The following is an 18390-nucleotide window of genomic DNA, read 5'->3' as shown; positions in this document are numbered from 1 at the left end:
AATCTAAAATATTTTTAACTATATCCGCATTTGGCTCTTGTTTTACATTATAAATCCTTATTCCATAACACCCTTTGTTTTATCCTTTTCTAACAGGGGTGTGTCAATATTTAGGATTTTTTGAAATTCTTTGCAATATTTCTATTGCTAGACTTCTTGCTTGCGGGTGTTCGTTATTTATTCTTGCAGAATCTCGCACTTTTTCTATCGCCTCTATAATCCTATTCTCTCTAATTAAGCACAAAATACTAGAAATCCTCATTTGTGTGTCTGAAATATTAGAATCATAACCTTTTTTAAACATAATTTCAGCTATTTGTGCAGTAGTATAATTTTTATTATGCAATGCAATTATTTCCTCCACATTAGTAAGGAGAAACTGCCCTCCCACCGAAGTAAAAGGCTCGTCTGCCAAAGACTTTGCCTTATTATATGCTTCTAGCACGATGTCTGCCACAGGTTGCCACAGCATAACCTCTTCATTTACTTCCTCAAATACTTTGGCTTGTCTTATTAATAAGGAAAAAGGACGCTCAAAGCTATCAAATCTAGAACTTCTTGACATATTGCACATATCGTCGTAATTGCTAATAAAGTCTTCTTTAGTCTCCTTACAAGCCTCCTCTAGCTCATATCGCTTAACAGGACGCGTATTTAGCGAAGAAAGTTCAAGGAATTGCACCAAAATAGTCTCTCTAAAGCCTCTTTTCCCTGTGAAATACCAGTGAAACAAAATTCTCACAAACTCTGCTACATTTTCCATCTCTTTCTCCTGTGCTTTCATTTGTTTAAATTGTTCAAAAGTTTTATAATCCTCTGCTAATATTTCTTGGATAGCTTTTTGTAAGTCTGTTTGTGTATTTGCGTTTTGCAATATGTCAAAAATCTTTTTATGTTGTTCGCTTTTGTGTTCAAAGCTATCATTCTTGCCCAAAAGATACCGCATATTTTTGATAGTATCTCGTTTTGAATTTGTGTTTAGCATACCGTTATCAATGCGCTTTGCGGTTTTTTCAAGTTTGGCGACAAAATAGCAACTAATACACTGCCAATCAAGGTATTTGTAATTGTCTGTCTGTTTTTTATGATTTTTTTCATTGTATATTTTCATACATTCTTTACATATTCCAAATCGTAAATTTTCTATCCCCTCAATTTTAAGCCCACCATCTATGAGGTAAAATTTATCACTTGTCTTGTATTTTTCACATCCTCTGCATTGCGGTAAGTAACAATCCTCTTTCGATTTAAAATCTTGAGGGTTTGTGGCGAATAAAAGCATATCTTCGCTAAAGTGATTGGTTATATCAAACCAACAAACAGCCTCAAAATTTATTGTCTTAATATTTCCAGAATCTACTAATTTCTGAATTTCTTCCCTAGACCTCATATCATCAATCCTTGTCCATGGTGGAAGAAACCTTATAAATATCGTGATTTTGTGATAATGTCTGCCCTTATTGTGATAGAACTCTTCCTTGACTCTTTTAAACTCTGCACCAGGTATGCCCTCTTCAAGTATGCGCACTGCTAAAAACCAATCTTCAACTTCGATAATATCTTGGATAGATTTCCCAAGCACTACCGCTTCTTGCTGTGTATATCCCCATCCACCATAAATATCACCTTCTGAAGACAAATAATTAACACTACCGTCAGTACCGTGTGCTCTTGGTATAGCACCCCTTTGTAACACCTGCATATTAAAATTTTTATAGTGTTCAATAACACTATTACTATCTGCAATAAACTCCTCACTAAATATGTTAAGTTCAATGATAAATTGAAAAATGAAATCTATATCTGCATTATTCCCCATAAAACATAAGAAATGAAACTCCACGCCACAATACAATGTAACCTCTCTACTTAGAGAATTAAGCATAGAAATATAACTATCTATACTTCTTTCCTTACTCAATCTATCATTTGTGCAGAAGTTTATATTCTCATATAAAAATTTTCTAAAGATACTTTCTTGGTTTAGGATTTTTGTATAACGGATTGTGTATTGGTCAATTAATATTGTTGTATCTATAGGACAAAATGAACTATCTCTTGAAAACTCACGCTCTAAACTGTCAATATGGTCTCGCATCAACTCCAAACAACGCGATAAATTTTCTTTATAATTACTATCATTTAAAACCCCGCATTCAAGAATAGTGTCTATAATATGATTTTTTATAGTATTCTCATCGATTGCTGTCATTTTTCACTCCTTATGCGTTATTTAATTTTCATATTTTTCAATAAAAGCCAAAAGTTTGCCTCTGCTACGCTCATACCATTGCGAGCATAGATAGCAGTTTTTGCCATTTATAGAGATTGTGTGTTTGTAATAACGCGAGTATCCTTTCTCATCGAATTTACTTCCCTGCGTGAGTAATGCAAAATCTATATCAAACATATCTTTGCAATATCTCTCATCAAAAAAGCTAGCAAATTCTTGCGGACTCCACACTCGTTGTGCGAGGAGTTTTGCTAGCCTATATCTTGCTATTTCGCCTATTTTTGGTTCGTTGCTAGTATTGTTATTTGATTTTTTGTCTGGTTTGTATGGTGTAGATTCTTCTAGCATTTGTTCTATTTCATTGATATATTCTTGCATTAAAGACAAGCGAGAGAGTATTCGTTTTTTATCAATCATTGTCGTTCCTTTATAATTTCTCAACAAGCCTACTTAAAAGAGACTTTTCTATCTGCTTGCAAATCAAATATTATTGGCATTATCTTACTCCTTGTTGGTTTAGTTCTTTATAAAAATCACACGCTCTTTGACTGCCAAATCTACACCCTTTATGAATAAATTGTCTAGCAATGGAATAGTTTTGCTTCACGCCTTTTCCGTTTCCATACGCAAAACCTAGCAAAGTGCACGCTTCTCCATGCTTGAACCGACAGGCTTTTTCCAAATATTCAACTGCTATATTATAGTCTTGTGGTGCACCCTCTCCATTGAAATACATTAAACCTGCGAAATAACACGAATAACTAACAGATATAACTTCTGATTGACTCATTGGTTCGTATATACACCCTTTTTCAAAGGATTTTCGTGCGAGATAATGGTTGCCATTTCTCCAATAAGCTTGCCCTAATGTTACATACATATAATCTTCTCCAAATTCTATGCCTTTTTCACAGTAATCAATCGCCAATCTATAAAGCCCTGCTTCATAATAAATCACACCTGTCGCAGAACAGGTACTCCTAGCGTCGGCACCGGGTTTTACAGCCACACAATGTTTGACACTTGGAAGACCACCATTATCTATGAGTGCTTGACACGCACTTTTATTCTTTGCAAGACAATCAGATTGAAGTCTAAAGAACTGTTCATCACTCATTTTAGATTCTTTTTTCTGTTTATCATCACCACTTAGATTACTTGCTTTATCAACTGAGATGAGCTTAGAAACTTTAGCGATATTATTCCACACTTCTACACCCGTGCTTAAATCTACAAGACTGAGCAAAAATTCATATTCTACTAAGGCATTTTTACCCTTTGGTTTAGTGCGCTTAGTTATTTTCCCTGAGAGGGAGTAATCAGGAGCGAGCAATTCGCCCTTTTCTTTAGTGGTATATTGGTTAAACTCCTCATTATTGCGGAGATTGCGAGAATCTTTTAGGAGTGTATCTATCTTGCTTCCACTGCCTGCAATCGCTCTGCTAAAGACAAACTTTTCCTCATCACTTAGAGCGTTTTTAAATCGTGTCATTAGAGAATCTATATCAATCTTTTCTCCTGTGGCATTTTCTATATCTGAAATGGCAATGACTTTTTGGGATTTAAGTTTTTTGACAAAGCCCTTAGAAAGCAGAGAATTTGTATGGGATTGTATGAGAGAATCTATGTCTTGGCTAGCAAGCGAATTGGTGGAATATATTGAGAGAGTTGTAGAACTACACGCATAAAATGTGAAAAACAATGATAAATGTATAATCACTAATGTTAGCCTTTTCATTGTTTTATTTTCCTTTAATATAGTTTTTTATTTTTTTACGCCACTCATTTTCATATTTTTTCAATAATGGCACATCTTCATATTTTTTGGAGTCGAATAGCACTATTGCATCGTCACCTTCAACAGCAATAGTACAAAATAAATGTAATGAACCAAGAGCTAATAGATAAGCAGGGATTGTCACTTGTTTTTCTTTTTCACTAATACTTGCCTTATCCAACCTTTTATATAAACTCGCAAGTTGTTCTCTTAATTGTATTCCACATTGAGGTGTATATTGAGCAAATTCACTATCTTCTCTAAAGATTGCTTCTGCAGTTGCAAAAATATTATTAAATCGTTGTCCTTTCATCATTGGGTTTTCTTCTAAAGTTCCACTCTCTAATCCTGCTTCACAGAAAAGATAGTGAAAACCCAATGAAACAAAATAAGCAGAAAAAACATCAAACAATTCTTGGTTTATTTGGTTTATTGAACTCATTATATGTAAGTATTCCTTGATACCACCTTGTAGAAATTCATACTCTAGAGCCCTATCACAAATATTCTTTGCGCTTAAAACACCTACAAAAATTGCAAACACCAACGCTATTTTTTTCATTTTCTTACTCCTTATTTACTGATTAGTATTGACACCAATTACTTCCAAAAAACACTTGATATAGTTTGCCATTACTATCTTTGTAAGTGCCGATATTTCCGTATTGATAGCCATATTGTCCCCACGAACAATCTATTAGTGTTACATACATTCCACCGATTTGATATGCACTCAACCAACCTACCAATATTCCAACTAACGCTACAATCCTAAATATGTTCATTACTTACCTCCATTGTTAAATTTGCTTTTGTATTGTTCAAGGATAAATTCCGCTATTGGCTCATAGAGCTTGATTTCGTCATTTTTCTCGATAAAGATTTTGCCGTGATTATGTCCGCTATTGCTTTTCATAGAGTTGAAGTTCCCCTCAAAGTCAATCTTTACACTTTCTTTCAGATTCTCTTTTTTCACACCAATAGAATTATTTTTGGACAAATTAAGGTAGTTAAATAAAATCCAGCTATTAAACTGATGTGGATTCTCAAACCAACCTTTAACTTTCTTTTTTAAATCCTCAATTTCGCTTTGTGTTAAGTCTTTATCACTCATTATTTGCTCCTTTATTAAGATTTGCTATATATTTGTGTTGCTTTCGATTTTTGTATCACTTGCCTCCTTTAACTTGGGATTATGGAATTTTTGCGTGCGGTTTTAATAAATGAATAAAGCATAAAGCCAAAAAGTATGCTATACACTCCACCCACCACAGATAGCGGGTCAAGTAGCATTCGTTTATTAGTAAAAATCTCAATAGGTGGGATAAGATATTTTGGTGATAAAACAATCAAAGTAAATGCAACAATACAAGATAATACAAAGACTATTTTTCTCATCTTTTGGCAAACAATAGAAAATATAAAAATCCCTATAAAAGCTACAAATAAGATAAAATTGATAAACAAAGCAATAAAATAGTGTTCTGCCAAAAAGCACTTAATGTATTCATTGTAATGTTTAACCAAAGTATTAGGATTCCAATCCCAAAATTCCCCATACAAAGCAAATCCCAATATCACAACAAAACTTAATATCCCAAAAATCCCTATCACAATACACAATGATTGTATGGATTCTAATAAATCCGTGTGGTGCTCTGAAGTATGTCGATAAAAACAAAGTTGGATTAAATCAATATAATTTTTACGCTCATTGTTTGGATTTTCTTTTGAATGTGGTTTGGGCAATCTTAGCTCAATTTCTTTTGCATAGAGTTCTAATTTATGCCAATTTGACGCGTCTAACAAGTTATTATTTTCAATCAACACATTTTTTATCGTGCGAAATGAATCGCGTGCATTACTCGCATAGCGGAGTTTGTGCTTTTTTGTGATTTGCTCTATTTCTTTGGAATCTATTGCTTGGGCTTTTTCTTTCTTATAAGTTTCATCATTTGCAAACTCATCAATAAATTTCCAAACTTTATCAAAATCCAAACTCTCTATTTTGACATTGATAAAATCTGTGCCTTGAATCTTGCTAAACACGCAAGTAGAGAAATTTGGCGCAGAATTAAAAGTAGCATTATAAAACGAAACTATGCCATTAAAAATACTCTCGTGAAAATCCGCGTATTTGTGAAATACCGCGTGGTTAAAAAATACATTGCCATTAAACTCGCAGTTGGTGAAATATACTCGCTCTCTAAACTCGCAATGTTGGAAATCTATGTGTAGGGCTTGTGGATTTTTATTAGATTCTGTGTTGCATTTATCGTGCGATACGGAATCCAACAGAGCAAAAGTGATATATTTAAAATGAACTTCGCTACAAAACACGCAATTTTTAAAAGAGATTTCATCTTTTATGTAAATATTGTTACGATTAGATTCTTTGTTGCAATCGCTAGTTTTTGTATCGTTTTGAGATTCTTTAGATTCCGTGTTTGTATTGATATTGTCATATTTTACACTCAAAGGCTTGCAGATATAATATTTATCCCCTTGCTTTTTGATTAACTTATCTAGTTTTTCTTGTGGTTTTGTTTTTAGACACTCGTCCAAAATATTTTCAAAGATAAAGGCTTCTTTGTTATTTTGTTTAATATACAAAATCAAAGAATCGCATTTTGATTCTATACGACAGCTTGGGCTATTATAGATTGTATTTTGTGCCATCACTGCACCCCTTGATTGTTTAGTAGTTTGTAATTATCACAGCCTACTTGTTGGCCCAAATCACACGCTTTGCCGTAGTATTGCTTAGCGATAGAGAGATTTTGTCTCACGCCTTGCCCTTTGCCATAGAGAACACCTAGATTATTGCACGCTTCAGCATCTTTCATATCACAGGCTTTTTTGTAGAGTTCGCGTGCTTTGTGGTAGTCTTGTCGCACACCTTTGCCATTATAATACATTACCCCTAAGTTGTAGCAAAATTGTGATTGCAAATAGCTAACTTTGTTGCACCCGATTTCAAAATATTTCTTTGCGTTAAAATAATCATTTAAAGCAATGTAAGTTAATCCCAAAAGCAAAAGTTCATACGCACCATTATCCCCCAAAGCGATGGCTTTTTCAAGGTATGGTATCGCTTCTCTATAATGTCCTGCTTGGTTATAAATTCCGCCTACAAAAATACAATTATTTGTGCCTGTCTCTTTAGTGCATTGCTCCACACTAGCTAAACCATCATCAATCAATGCTTGACACGCGCTTTTATCGTTATTGAAATGGCAATTATATTTAGCCTTTTCCCACTCTTCGTCACTCCTCTCGTCCCTTTGCTTGATTGCTTCGACTATATTAGAGAATCTTTCCTTATCCTCCTCACTCATCGCGTCCATTCCACTTAGCACACCTGCTAAGATTCCGCATATTAGCACCAACTTTTTCATTGTCCTACCTTGCGTATCAGCGTGATTTTGGGGTTGAATGCGTGCGAGAGGAAATGTGCGTGATACAAGTCCGCGCAAGAGCGCGCAGGAGCGCAATAGTTGAGAAAATTTTTCTATTAAGAGAGAGAGAGAGAGAGAACAGCGTTTGTTTCAGCAAACTTTAAGTTTCTAGCAAATCCCTGCTTTAAGTTATTTTTCATCACCAAATCCTTTTGTGTAAAATTATTAGGTTGCGATTGTAATACAATCTCACCACAAAGTCAAGCGGTGGTGTATTATAGCATTATTTTAAGCGACTAATACTCAATGTCGCGCTTACGGAGCTCATCTCTAATATGGCGCATTTGGATATTTTTATCAAAGCACCACTTCGGCGCGAGCAAACTCTCCTCGTGTGCTCCAGCACTCACGCGTTGCACCACGACATTTTGTGGCATACGCTCTAAAGACTCTATAATAAGCTCGCTATAATCGTGCAGATTGATTGGCTCATATTCGCCAGCCTTATACATTTGGGCGAGCTTCGTGCCACTCATCACATACATTGGGTGGATTTTAATCCCATCAATCCCCCAACTAAGCACAGATTCTAATGTGTGGAGCATCATTTCCTTGCTCTCTTTTGGGAGTCCATAAATGATATGCGCGCACACTTTCACGCCCGCATTTCGCGTCTTTTCAAAGAGTTCCTTTGCGCCCTCAATGCTATGCCCGCGATTGGTGAGTTTGAGTGTCTCATTATGCACCGATTGGATTCCATATTCAAGCCAGATTTCCTTGCCCTGCTTGACATACCCGCCTAAAAGCCTAAGCACCTCATCACTCACACAATCTATGCGCGTGCCAATGCTAAGCCCCACCACATTTGAGAATCCAAGCGCACTATCATACAATGCCTTAAGCGTATCAAATGGCGCGTAAGTGTTAGTAAAAGACTGAAAATAGATAAGATACTTTGCGATTCCAAATTTGCGCTTATGGAACTCCGCGTGCCACAAAAACTGCTCTTTTAATTGCGCGAGTTGCTTTTGAAGCAGTGGATTATGCGTGAGGGAAAAATTCATTTTTACTTCGCTTCGTTTGGCGATTTTTACCAGACTTGGCGAGAATGATTCATTATCACAATAAATGCACCCCCCGCTTGCCACGGTCCCATCGATATTAGGGCAAGTAAATCCTTGCAAAGAAATGGGAATCTTACGCACGCGCTCGCCAAAGCGAGATTTGAAATATCGCCCAATGGTTAGAATTGTCTTCACTGATAACTTCCTGCGTTTGATTTGCGTTGTTTATGCTTGCTCGTGCGATTGTTTGTGGAGCAAAAACTCATCGACATACTTCCCATCAAAGCACGCCTTGCAAAACTTCATATCCCCGCCAATGCTCTGTAACATTCCCTCAATGGATAAAAAGCCTAAGAAATCCGCGCCGATATACTCACACACTTCCTCTATGCTTTTGTTCGCACAAATGAGCTGGTCTGTATCAGGCGTATCCACACCATAATAACAAGGACTAATCGTAGGTGGAGAAGAAATAAGCATATACACTTTCCTCGCACCAGCCTTGCGCAAGATACGCACGATTTGCTTGCTAGTCGTCCCACGCACGATAGAATCATCAATCACAACCACATCTTTACCCTTAATGATACTTGTGATTGGATTGAGCTTTAAGCGCACTTTAAGCTCGCGCGATGACTGCGTAGGCTCGATGAAAGTGCGTCCGACATAGTGATTACGGATAATGCCTAGCTCAAAGTCAATGCCACTTTGTTTAGAGTATCCTAACGCCGCCGCCACACCAGAATCTGGCACGGGGATTACCATATCGGCTTTGAGTTTAAATTCCTTTGCCAAACGCGCGCCGAGATTTTTGCGGATTTCATAGACATTTTTTCCATACACTTGACTATCAGGGCGCGAAAAATACACATATTCAAACACACAGGGCAATTCCTTTGGCGCAAAGACTTGGATACTCTTTGGCTGTGTGTCGCCAAGCGGAGAATACGCACCCTCAAATACAAGCATTTCGCCCGCTTTAATATCACGCACAAAACTCGCTCCAATCAAATCAAACGCGCAAGTCTCACTCGCCACGATATAGCCCACAGAACCATCATCATTTTCTATTTTACCTAGACTAAGCGGGCGCAATCCATATCTATCACGCACGACAAACATTTTAGAGCGTGAAAGAAACATAAAACAATACGCACCATCGACAAGTTGAAGTGCATCAATGATTCTATCTACTAAGTGTTGTTTGTTTGAACGAGCGATTAAGTGAATAAGATTCTCTGTATCAAGGTGGCTTTGGAAAATCGCGCCATTTTTGGTAAGCTCCTCACGCAATTCTTTAGCATTGGTAAGATTCCCATTGTGCGCGATTGCCATTTCACCAAGCGAATAACGCGCAAAAATAGGCTGAGCGTCATTAAGAGAATCTTCACCAGCGGTGGCATAGCGATTATGTCCTATGCTTGATTTGCCCTCCAATTTGGCGAGTTTGCGTTGGGTAAAAACTTTCGTAACTAATCCATTTCCCTTAATGGTGGTGATTTTTGTGCCATTTGAGCTGGCAATCCCGCTTGCTTCCTGCCCTCTGTGTTGCATTGCAAAAAGCGCGTAATAGCTAAGCAGACTTGCATTTTTGACATTATACACGCCCACGACCGCACATTCTTCGTTCCATTCTCTTGTTGTTGTTTTTGCTAATTGCATAATTTTGCCTTAATCTTATCTTTAGTTTTGGCGGGATTGTAGTGTAATTTTATTAACTTAAATCTTAAAGAAAGGAGATACAAAACTGCCTTAAATTCCTTTTATGCTTGATATATCTTGTCTAACGCAAACCTTGCGCTCATTATCTATCAGCATTTTGCGCTCCCCGCTCCATACTTTTTCTCCAATGCTTCTTTGAAGAATTCCTTTTGTGTTTTTGGAATCTTATCGGGGTGGTGCAAACGCATATGCTCGACATATTTGTCATAGCTTGGCATTCCCACCAAAAGATGCAAAAATCTATCAGAGCGTTTATAGAGGGCATAAACCCTCTCTCCAAACGCTCTCAAACGCTCAAGCTTTGTCATTGCAACTTAGCCGTGTGCGGGGATTTTGCCCTCATAATCACTTGCTTTAAGATATGGAGTTTCTGCAAGTGGGATTGTTGGTTTCCCGCCTATACATTGCAAGCAGATTCTAATGCACTGCACGAGCACAAGGCAAGTTACAAACATAAACAATCCACACAAACACGCATTTATGAGGTTATTTGTTGCGATTGTTTGAAGTTTTTGTGCTTCTTGTGTAAGTGTAGCAATAACTTCTGGGTCGCTCTCTGCAGTAATCTCGGCGAGTTTTTGTGCAGCCTTTGCTCCATTATTTTGCCATAGCGCAATGTGGCTTACCGAATCGTGGATTTTCTCACCATTTGCAGGGAGGAGTTTTGAGACACCAGCATAAAGCGTGCTTACCAATACCCATATCGTAGGCACAATCGCCACCCACGCTTGCTTTGCTTTCCCCATTTTGAAAAGCACGGTAATTACCGTGAGCAATGCCATTCCAGCAAGCATTTGGTTTGACACACCAAAGAGTGTCCAAAGTGATTTTACTCCACCTTGTGGGTCTGTAACGCCTTGATACAGGATATACCCCCAGCCAAGCACACAAATAAATGTCGCCACAACGCCCCAAAATAACGATTGAATATTGCCAATAGGCTTATACACATTACCGAGCACATCTTGCACCATAAAGCGTCCAGCGCGAGTGCCCGCATCAACCGCAGTCAAAATAAACAACGCTTCAAATAAAATCGCAAAGTGATACCAAAATGCCATAGAGCCTTGATTAAACAACGGGACTTGAGAGATAATGCTCGCCAAACCAATAGCAAAAGTCGGTGCACCGCCTGTCTTACTAAGGATAGACTTCTCGCCAATATCATCAGCCATTGTGAGAATCTCCTCAGGTGTGATGACAAATCCCCAAGAACTTATCGTTTGCGCTGCGATAGCTGCAGCTTCAGCGATGTCTTTCACTCCTGCAGTGCCAAGCCCAGCAGGTGCTACATTGATAGAAAAGTATAATCCCGGAGTGAGAATCACCGCTGCCACAAGTGCCATAACTGCCACAGCAGATTCCATAACCATTGAACCATAGCCTACCGCTCTAGCGTGCGATTCCTTTTCGAGCATTTTTGGCGTAGTCCCGCTTGAGATAAGCGCGTGGAATCCACTTATCGCGCCACACGCAATGGTAATAAACAAAAATGGAAAGAGTTGCCCACTAAACACAGGACCTGTGCCATCGATAAACTTCGTAGTGCTAGCAAACTGCACATCAGGAGCGACAAATAAGATTCCAAGTGCCATTAGCACAATAACACCAATCTTTAAAAATGTGCTTAAATAATCGCGTGGCGCGAGTAAGAACCACACAGGCAAAATCGCCGCAATAAAGCCATACACAATGATGACATAAGTAAGCTGAACAGGGCTAAGCGTAAAAATCTCTGCCAAAGTCGGGTCAGCTGCCACATCGCGTCCAAAATACAACGCCAAAATGAGTAAAGTAAAGCCAATAATGCTTGCTTCACCAATCTTGCCCGGACGCAAAAAGCGCATATGCAAGCCCATATAAATGGCGATTGGTATAGTCATAGCAATAGTAAAAAGTCCCCAGGGTGATTCTGCGAGGGCATTGACAACCACAAGAGCCAAAATGGCAATAATTAACATCATAATGCCTAAGATTCCAATCATTGTAATGCTTCCCACGCCATTACCAAGCTCTAACTTAATAATCTCGCCCAAAGACTTTCCGTTACGGCGCATTGAGACAAAAAGCACGGTGAAATCGTGAACCGCACCCGCTAACACCACGCCTACAACAATCCAAATCATACTTGGCAAATATCCCATTTGTGCGGCGAGGATTGGACCTACGAGGGGACCTGCGCCTGCGATAGCCGCAAAATGGTGTCCAAAAAGCACGATTTTGTTTGTCGGCACGAAGTCGCGTCCGTCATTTTTCACCACCGCTGGAGTAGCACGATTATCATCTAAACCTAAAACCTTATACGCAATGTATTTGGAGTAGAATCTATACCCTATCGCATAGATACATACTGCCGCTACAACTATCCACACCGCCGAGATACTCTCGCCTGTGTGTAACGCTAGCACGCCAAAACACGCCGCGCCAATAACCGCCACTACTGCCCAAAGGGCGTAACTCACTATTGTGTTCATTCTATTCTCCTTGAAAAATCTCTGTCAAATTGCTTGACAATCTTGGATTATATAGGAAATTTTGTTCTCTTATCAAGGTATTGTTTAAAATTTGCTTACAAATTTATAAAATTGTAAAACTCCACAATAATCACAATAAAAAATATGGAAAAATTGCATAATTTCTCTAATATAAATTTTATAAATGCCGATATGCTAGGCATTTATGCTTTTATATAAACTTGTGAGATTTATTTCAAAATTAAAAAACTTAAAAATGTTGGAGTATTGCATTGGAACACTTTAAAATAAAACTATGGAAAACACTGTTATTTATGGCATTTTTGTATGTCGTGTTTTTTGCGTTTCGTGGGTTGTTTGTCCTTTATCTTGGGCAAGAATATGATAGCAATGATATTACAAAGGCGTTTTTTAATGGTGCGCGCTATGATGGACAAATTATCGGTGTTGTGTCTGTGATATTTTTCATCGTGGGGGTTGTGTTTGTTCGTAAGGAATTTTGTGCCAAGATTCTCAAAATATTAGGGTTTGCGTGTGTGATTGTTATAAGTTTTGTCAATGTCGCTAATATCGCGTTTTATCAGGTCTTTGGTGATGTGTTTAATGCAAACTTACTAGGGCTTGTCTTTGATGATAGAAGTGCGATTTTTGCCACCATAGCAAGCGGGCAATACAATGTCTTGCTAAGAACACTTGCTTGGCTTGCTATAAGTGCTGTGCTGTGTTACATACTTGGTGCGATTTTTGGAGTGATTGATAAAATCTACGCTCCAAGTGCCACCAGCAGGCTTCATCAGCACCACCACACGAGCAACAAAACGACCATTGTTTTGCTTGCGATTCTTATCCCTGCCACACTTTTTAGTATCAATGGGACGATTGGATTAAAGGGTGTATCTTTAGGCAAAGAGATTTTACCCGTTAGTGATACCTTTTTGCGTAAGGCTAGCACGGGAGCATTACGAGATTTGTATTTGGTATATAAAGGTTATAAAAAAATAGCCAATTCGCATTTTAATGATTATGTAGATGAATCGCCAGCACAAAGTGCGATAGCGTTTGCGACATACAAAAGCGAGCTCCTGCAAAAATCGCCTCCCAGCGATACAAACCAACAAGAAATTGACTTATTAGAGCTTTTATCTCATCGTGTAAATAACCCAGATTACGACCCTGCTGTGCTAGATTCTCATATCGCTTTGCCAAAGATAGAGCACATTTTTTATATCGTTGCGGAATCTATGAGCGAATGGCACTTTGATAGTGAGTTTGATGAGTTAGGGCTAAGCCGTGAGCTTAAAGAACTCATCGCCAATGGCGCATATAAAGCAGATATATTTTTACAAAACGCGGGCAACACTATCGCAAGCCTTGATGTGCAAATCAGCGGATTGCTCCAAACTGACATTCCACTAAGTCTAATGGCAGGACGACTAAAGCCACTTAAAACTGCTCCTGCAGTGATTTTAGATGATTTGGGATATAGGGGGACATTTTTTTATGGTGGCTCAGGCACTTGGCAAAAACTTGATAGTTATGTAACCACGCAGGGTTTTAGAGATATTTTTTATAACACGCATATTATCCAAAACTCCAAAATCAAGGGGTATTCATCGCCTTATGACAATTCTTGGGGTGCTTTTGACCACCACTTATTTTCTTTTGTGCGCGATAAATTGCTTGCAGATTCTAAGGCAAACCCAACGCAAAAGACCTTTAATATGATTATGACCACTTCTAATCACCCACCTTATGATGCCCCTGTGGAATCTTTTGGCGTGCCTACTAAAGAGATTCAAGCCTTTATCACTTCTCACCCAGAAATCACACAAAAAAATATCACGCCAACTCTTTTAGCACATATTTATTACCAAGACAAAGTCATTGGAAGATTTATTCGTGAAATGTCTTCAAACCTGCCAAACTCACTTTTTATCATCACAGGCGACCATTATGATAGAGAATACCCTAAAAAATCTGCCAACGCGAGAATCACACACTCTGTCCCGCTTATTGTCTATGCGCCAAATCTCAATCCCAAACCGCTCTCTAATGTGGGCTCGCACATTGATATAACACCTACTATCATTGAGCTAGTCGCGCCTAATGGCTATAAATACGCGAGCTTTGGTGATGCAATGCTCCAAAACAAAGCAACCATAGGCAGAGAACACAATGAAGCGTTTGGCTTTGGCATAATTGCTAATCAAAGATTTGTCTATGATGGCTACAAGCTGGAATATATGGGCGATGGTGTGGAGCGTAGTGGCGATAAAACCGAAGCAAATGGTATTTTTGATAATCTACAACGCGCAAAGGCTCTAAGCTGGTGGATTATCAATAATGGCTATATAATCCCAAATGACGCGCCACCTAAGGACGATGAGTAGAGTTATCGCGTGCCTTTGTGCTTGGTTTTTTCTCGCCCTTAGCGCAGAGGTGGTGGAGTTTAGCGTGTATAAAAAAGACAATCTCACTAACGCGACATACTTCGTAAGCGAAAAGTTTGATGGCGTGCGTGGCGTGTGGAATGGCAGGGAGTTAAGAACAAAGCGTGGCAACCTTATCAACGCCCCAGAGTGCTTTTTACGCAATTTTCCACCATTTGCCCTTGATGGCGAGTTGTGGATTGGGTATGGGAAGTTTGAAGAAGTAGCGAGCATTGTCGCACGCACAAATCCTGTATGTGAAGATTACGCAAATATAATGTATAAAGTCTTTGATGCGCCTACCTGCGGACAAAAATCATCTAAGCGAGATTCTCAATGTCGCTTAAGCGAGCGATTAGACAAAGTGCGGGCATTTATCACGCAACACACGCCTCCACACATTGAGCTTATCGAGCAAAGCGCATTAGAATCTCGCGATAAAGAATTTCAACGCACTTTAGATAGAATGCTTGATAAAGTGCTAAGCAATGGTGGCGAGGGGTTAATATTACGCCCTGATGAGAAAGGGTATAAAAGCGGGAGGGCAAAAAATGCCTTTAAGCTAAAGCCTCACAATGACGCCGAATGCAAAGTGATAGGACACACGCAAGGAAAAGGAAAATTTGCGGGTAAAATGGGTGCGCTTATTTGCGAGCAAGAAATCAGCCAAAATGATGATATTGCCACTTTGCGCCCTTTTGCTAATACAAACGCCCTAGATTCTAAACAAAAGCCAAAAAAATACACAATAACCTTTAAAATAGGCACGGGCTTTAGCGAAGCGATGCGTGAGAATCCACCCAAAATTGGCACAATAATCACTTACAAATACAATGGTTTTAGCAAAAATGGTTTGCCAAAAAACGCTGTATTTTTACGAGAATTTGTTAGCGTGCCATAAAGTTTTTAGGCTAAAATTATGCTTTTAATTTAGCACCACAAAAAGAGTAAAAATGGATAAGATGACCTTACAATCTTGTGCGCGTGAATATGGCACGCCATTATATGTGTATGACTTTGATACTATCTCAGCGCAATTTAGCGCGTTTAAAGAGGCTTTTAAGGCGCGCAAATCACTTATTTGCTACGCGCTCAAGGCAAACTCTAATCTTAGCATTATCAATCACTTAGCAAAACTTGGTTGCGGTGCGGATTGTGTGAGCATTGGTGAAGTCAAACGCGCCCTAAAGGCAGGAGTGGAAAAATATAAGATTATTTTTAGTGGCGTGGGAAAAAGCGATGATGATTTGCGCGAAGCTCTCAAGTATGACATTTTATTTATCAATGTGGAGAGTGAGGCTGAACTCTCGCGTATAGAATCTATTGCTAAAGATTGTGGCAAGGTAGCGCGCATTTCGGTGCGTGTAAATCCTAACATTGATGCCAAAACACATCCTTACATTTCCACAGGATTGCACGAGAACAAATTTGGCGTTGATATACAAAATGCCAAAAAAATGTATATTATGGCAAAAAATTCGCCACACCTAGAGCCGATAGGCATTCATTTTCATATTGGCTCGCAACTCCTAGAACTTGAGCCAATCTTACAGGGCGCAAAAAAAATCACCGAGCTTCTCCATAGTCTGCTTGCACTAAAGATTGATATTAAGTTTTTTGATATTGGTGGAGGCATTGGTATCACTTACAAAGACGAGCAAGAAATCACATTATATGACTACGCGCAGGGCATTTTGGGAATCTTGCGCGGACTTGATGTAACTATTATTTGCGAGCCCGGTCGCTATATCGTTGGGAAAAGTGGCGTGCTCTTAAGTAAGGTGCTGTATGAAAAACACAATGGCAAAAAACGCTTTGTCATCGTTGATGCGGCGATGAACGACTTAATGCGCCCTGCCCTCTATGGCGCATATCATCGCGTGAATATCATAGCAAAGGCGCGCGACACACAATCTAGGCCAAAAGATTCCAAAGGTTGCAAGGCCGATATTGTCGGGGCGATTTGTGAAAGTAGTGATTTTCTAGCAAAAGACATTGAGATAGAATCGCTAGATTCTGGGGATTTGCTTAGCTTTGAGAATGCTGGGGCGTATGGATACTCAATGTCAAGCAATTATAACACGCGCTTAAAGCCCGCAGAAATAGGCATAAAAGAGGGAAAGAGTTTTGTCATCAAACACAGAGAAACATTTGAGAATCTTATCGCCGATGAGCTAGAACTCCTCCAAAGGAATACCAATGCAAGATAAACTATTAGAGCAATTTAGGGCACAAATTGATAGTATCGATGATGAAATACTTTTGTTGCTAGAGAAGCGAATGGGTTTGGTCGATGAGATTGGCAAACATAAGAAAAAAAGTGGAAGTGCGATTTATCGCCCTGAACGAGAGAGAGCAATTTTAGAGCGATTAAACAAAAAAGGGGTAAAATTCCTAAACGATAAAGCCATCGGTGCAATTTTCCAAGAAATTTTTGGAATCGCACGAAATTTAGAACTCCCAGAAAAAGTGGCATTTTTAGGTCCTGTTGGGAGCTACACACACCAAGCAGCACAGGAGCGATTTGGTGCGATGAGCGAATATATCGCGCTTAATAATATCTCCTCTGTCTTTAAAGCCCTAGAACAAAAGCGTGTAAAATATGGCGTTGTGCCTATCGAAAACAACACTAATGGAATGGTGGGCGCGACTATTGATAATCTTGCGTGCAGTGAGCTTAAAATCATTGCTGAAATTGTGATTCCCATTCATCATAGTCTTGCTTCAAAAAACGAGCACTTAAGCGAGATTACAAAGATTTATTCCAAAGATATTGCCTTTGGACAATGCGATGAATTCCTCAAATCTCACAACCTTGATGACTTAGAGCTAATCCCCGTAGATTCCACCGCTAAGGCTGCCCAACTTGCTAGCAATGATTCCAAATCAGGCGCGATTTGCTCTAAAGTAGCCGCAAAACTCTACAACTTACCCATTATGTTTGAAAATATTGAAGATTCAAACAACAACAAAACGCGCTTTGTGGTGGTAAGTGATTTTACCAATAATCCTAGTGGAAGCGATAAAACTTCTGTTTTTGCAACTTTACAAAACTACAAACAATCTGCCGCATTGCTTGGATTACTCGAGGATTTTAAACACTTTGGCATTAACATTACTAAAATTGATTCACGCCCTATCCGCTCTAAAAGTGATATTTTTGCGTTTGGATTTTATTTGGACTTTAAGGGGCATTACCTTGATGAGAATGTCAAAGCCCTCTTTACCAAACGCACTAAGGAGCTAAAATGGCTAGGAAGTTATGTGTGTAGCTATGACTTTGAGGAGTAACA

At 38.8% G+C, this 18390-nt stretch carries 16 protein-coding genes; 4 read left to right on the top strand and 12 right to left on the bottom strand.

Translation table 11 applies throughout. From position 1 onward, the window contains the following. Positions 1 to 103: 103 nt before the first annotated feature. From ACWIWK_RS03125 to ACWIWK_RS03070, 12 genes are all read right to left on the bottom strand, one after another. Positions 104 to 2212, bottom strand: a complete 2109-nt coding sequence (locus ACWIWK_RS03125) for a hypothetical protein (RefSeq protein ID WP_454150747.1) — start codon at positions 2210 to 2212, stop codon at positions 104 to 106. A 21-nt stretch (positions 2213 to 2233) separates the two neighbouring features. Next, on the bottom strand, positions 2234 to 2650 hold the full coding sequence (locus ACWIWK_RS03120) for a hypothetical protein (RefSeq protein ID WP_454150745.1): 417 nt from the start codon (positions 2648 to 2650) through the stop codon (positions 2234 to 2236). Between the two features lie 79 nt (positions 2651 to 2729). Continuing rightward, positions 2730 to 3971 (bottom strand): hypothetical protein, encoded by a 1242-nt coding sequence (locus ACWIWK_RS03115; RefSeq protein ID WP_454150743.1) that lies wholly within the window; start codon positions 3969 to 3971, stop codon positions 2730 to 2732. 4 nt (positions 3972 to 3975) lie between these two features. Then, positions 3976 to 4572: a hypothetical protein gene (locus ACWIWK_RS03110; protein ID WP_454150741.1), complete on the bottom strand. Its 597-nt coding sequence runs from the start codon at positions 4570 to 4572 to the stop codon at positions 3976 to 3978. Between the two features lie 22 nt (positions 4573 to 4594). Then, complete coding sequence (locus ACWIWK_RS03105; RefSeq protein ID WP_454150739.1) at positions 4595 to 4795, bottom strand: hypothetical protein; 201 nt, start codon at positions 4793 to 4795, stop codon at positions 4595 to 4597. Continuing rightward, positions 4795 to 5124: a hypothetical protein gene (locus tag ACWIWK_RS03100; RefSeq protein WP_454150737.1), complete on the bottom strand. Its 330-nt coding sequence runs from the start codon at positions 5122 to 5124 to the stop codon at positions 4795 to 4797. Before ACWIWK_RS03100 ends, ACWIWK_RS03105 begins: the two co-directional genes overlap by 1 nt. 68 nt (positions 5125 to 5192) lie before the next feature. Then, positions 5193 to 6689, bottom strand: coding sequence for a pentapeptide repeat-containing protein (locus ACWIWK_RS03095; protein ID WP_454150735.1), 1497 nt, complete (start codon positions 6687 to 6689; stop codon positions 5193 to 5195). Beyond that, positions 6689 to 7408 carry a tetratricopeptide repeat protein gene (locus ACWIWK_RS03090; protein ID WP_454150733.1) on the bottom strand — a complete coding sequence of 240 codons (720 nt, stop codon included), beginning with the start codon at positions 7406 to 7408 and terminating at the stop codon, positions 6689 to 6691. Before ACWIWK_RS03090 ends, ACWIWK_RS03095 begins: the two co-directional genes overlap by 1 nt. Positions 7409 to 7704: 296 nt before the next feature. Continuing rightward, positions 7705 to 8667, bottom strand: a complete 963-nt coding sequence (locus ACWIWK_RS03085; RefSeq protein WP_454150732.1) for a TIGR01212 family radical SAM protein — start codon at positions 8665 to 8667, stop codon at positions 7705 to 7707. Between the two features lie 30 nt (positions 8668 to 8697). Beyond that, positions 8698 to 10134 (bottom strand): amidophosphoribosyltransferase, encoded by a 1437-nt coding sequence (purF, locus tag ACWIWK_RS03080; RefSeq protein WP_454150730.1) that lies wholly within the window; start codon positions 10132 to 10134, stop codon positions 8698 to 8700. A gap of 149 nt (positions 10135 to 10283) precedes the next feature. Next, complete coding sequence (gene kcuS / locus ACWIWK_RS03075; RefSeq protein WP_454150729.1) at positions 10284 to 10502, bottom strand: KCU-star family selenoprotein; 219 nt, start codon at positions 10500 to 10502, stop codon at positions 10284 to 10286. A gap of 6 nt (positions 10503 to 10508) precedes the next feature. Next, positions 10509 to 12668: a carbon starvation CstA family protein gene (locus tag ACWIWK_RS03070; RefSeq protein WP_454150727.1), complete on the bottom strand. Its 2160-nt coding sequence runs from the start codon at positions 12666 to 12668 to the stop codon at positions 10509 to 10511. 314 nt (positions 12669 to 12982) lie between these two features. On the opposite strand from ACWIWK_RS03070, the gene ACWIWK_RS03065 reads away from it, so the two are divergent. The 4 genes from ACWIWK_RS03065 (at position 12983) to pheA (ending at position 18388) form a co-directional block, all read left to right on the top strand. Then, positions 12983 to 15058, top strand: a complete 2076-nt coding sequence (locus ACWIWK_RS03065) for an LTA synthase family protein (RefSeq protein ID WP_454150725.1) — start codon at positions 12983 to 12985, stop codon at positions 15056 to 15058. Continuing rightward, positions 15051 to 15998, top strand: a complete 948-nt coding sequence (locus tag ACWIWK_RS03060) for a DNA ligase (protein ID WP_454150723.1) — start codon at positions 15051 to 15053, stop codon at positions 15996 to 15998. Before ACWIWK_RS03065 ends, ACWIWK_RS03060 begins: the two co-directional genes overlap by 8 nt. A gap of 61 nt (positions 15999 to 16059) precedes the next feature. Beyond that, positions 16060 to 17307 carry a diaminopimelate decarboxylase gene (gene lysA / locus ACWIWK_RS03055; protein WP_454152015.1) on the top strand — a complete coding sequence of 416 codons (1248 nt, stop codon included), beginning with the start codon at positions 16060 to 16062 and terminating at the stop codon, positions 17305 to 17307. Continuing rightward, entirely contained in the window at positions 17297 to 18388 is a 1092-nt protein-coding gene (gene pheA, locus ACWIWK_RS03050; RefSeq protein WP_454150721.1) for a prephenate dehydratase, read from the top strand. Before lysA ends, pheA begins: the two co-directional genes overlap by 11 nt. The last annotated feature ends 2 nt before the right edge of the window (positions 18389 to 18390 follow it).

The organism is Helicobacter sp. 23-1048 (assembly GCF_053654545.1).
This window is presented reverse-complemented; position numbering and strand designations above follow the sequence as displayed.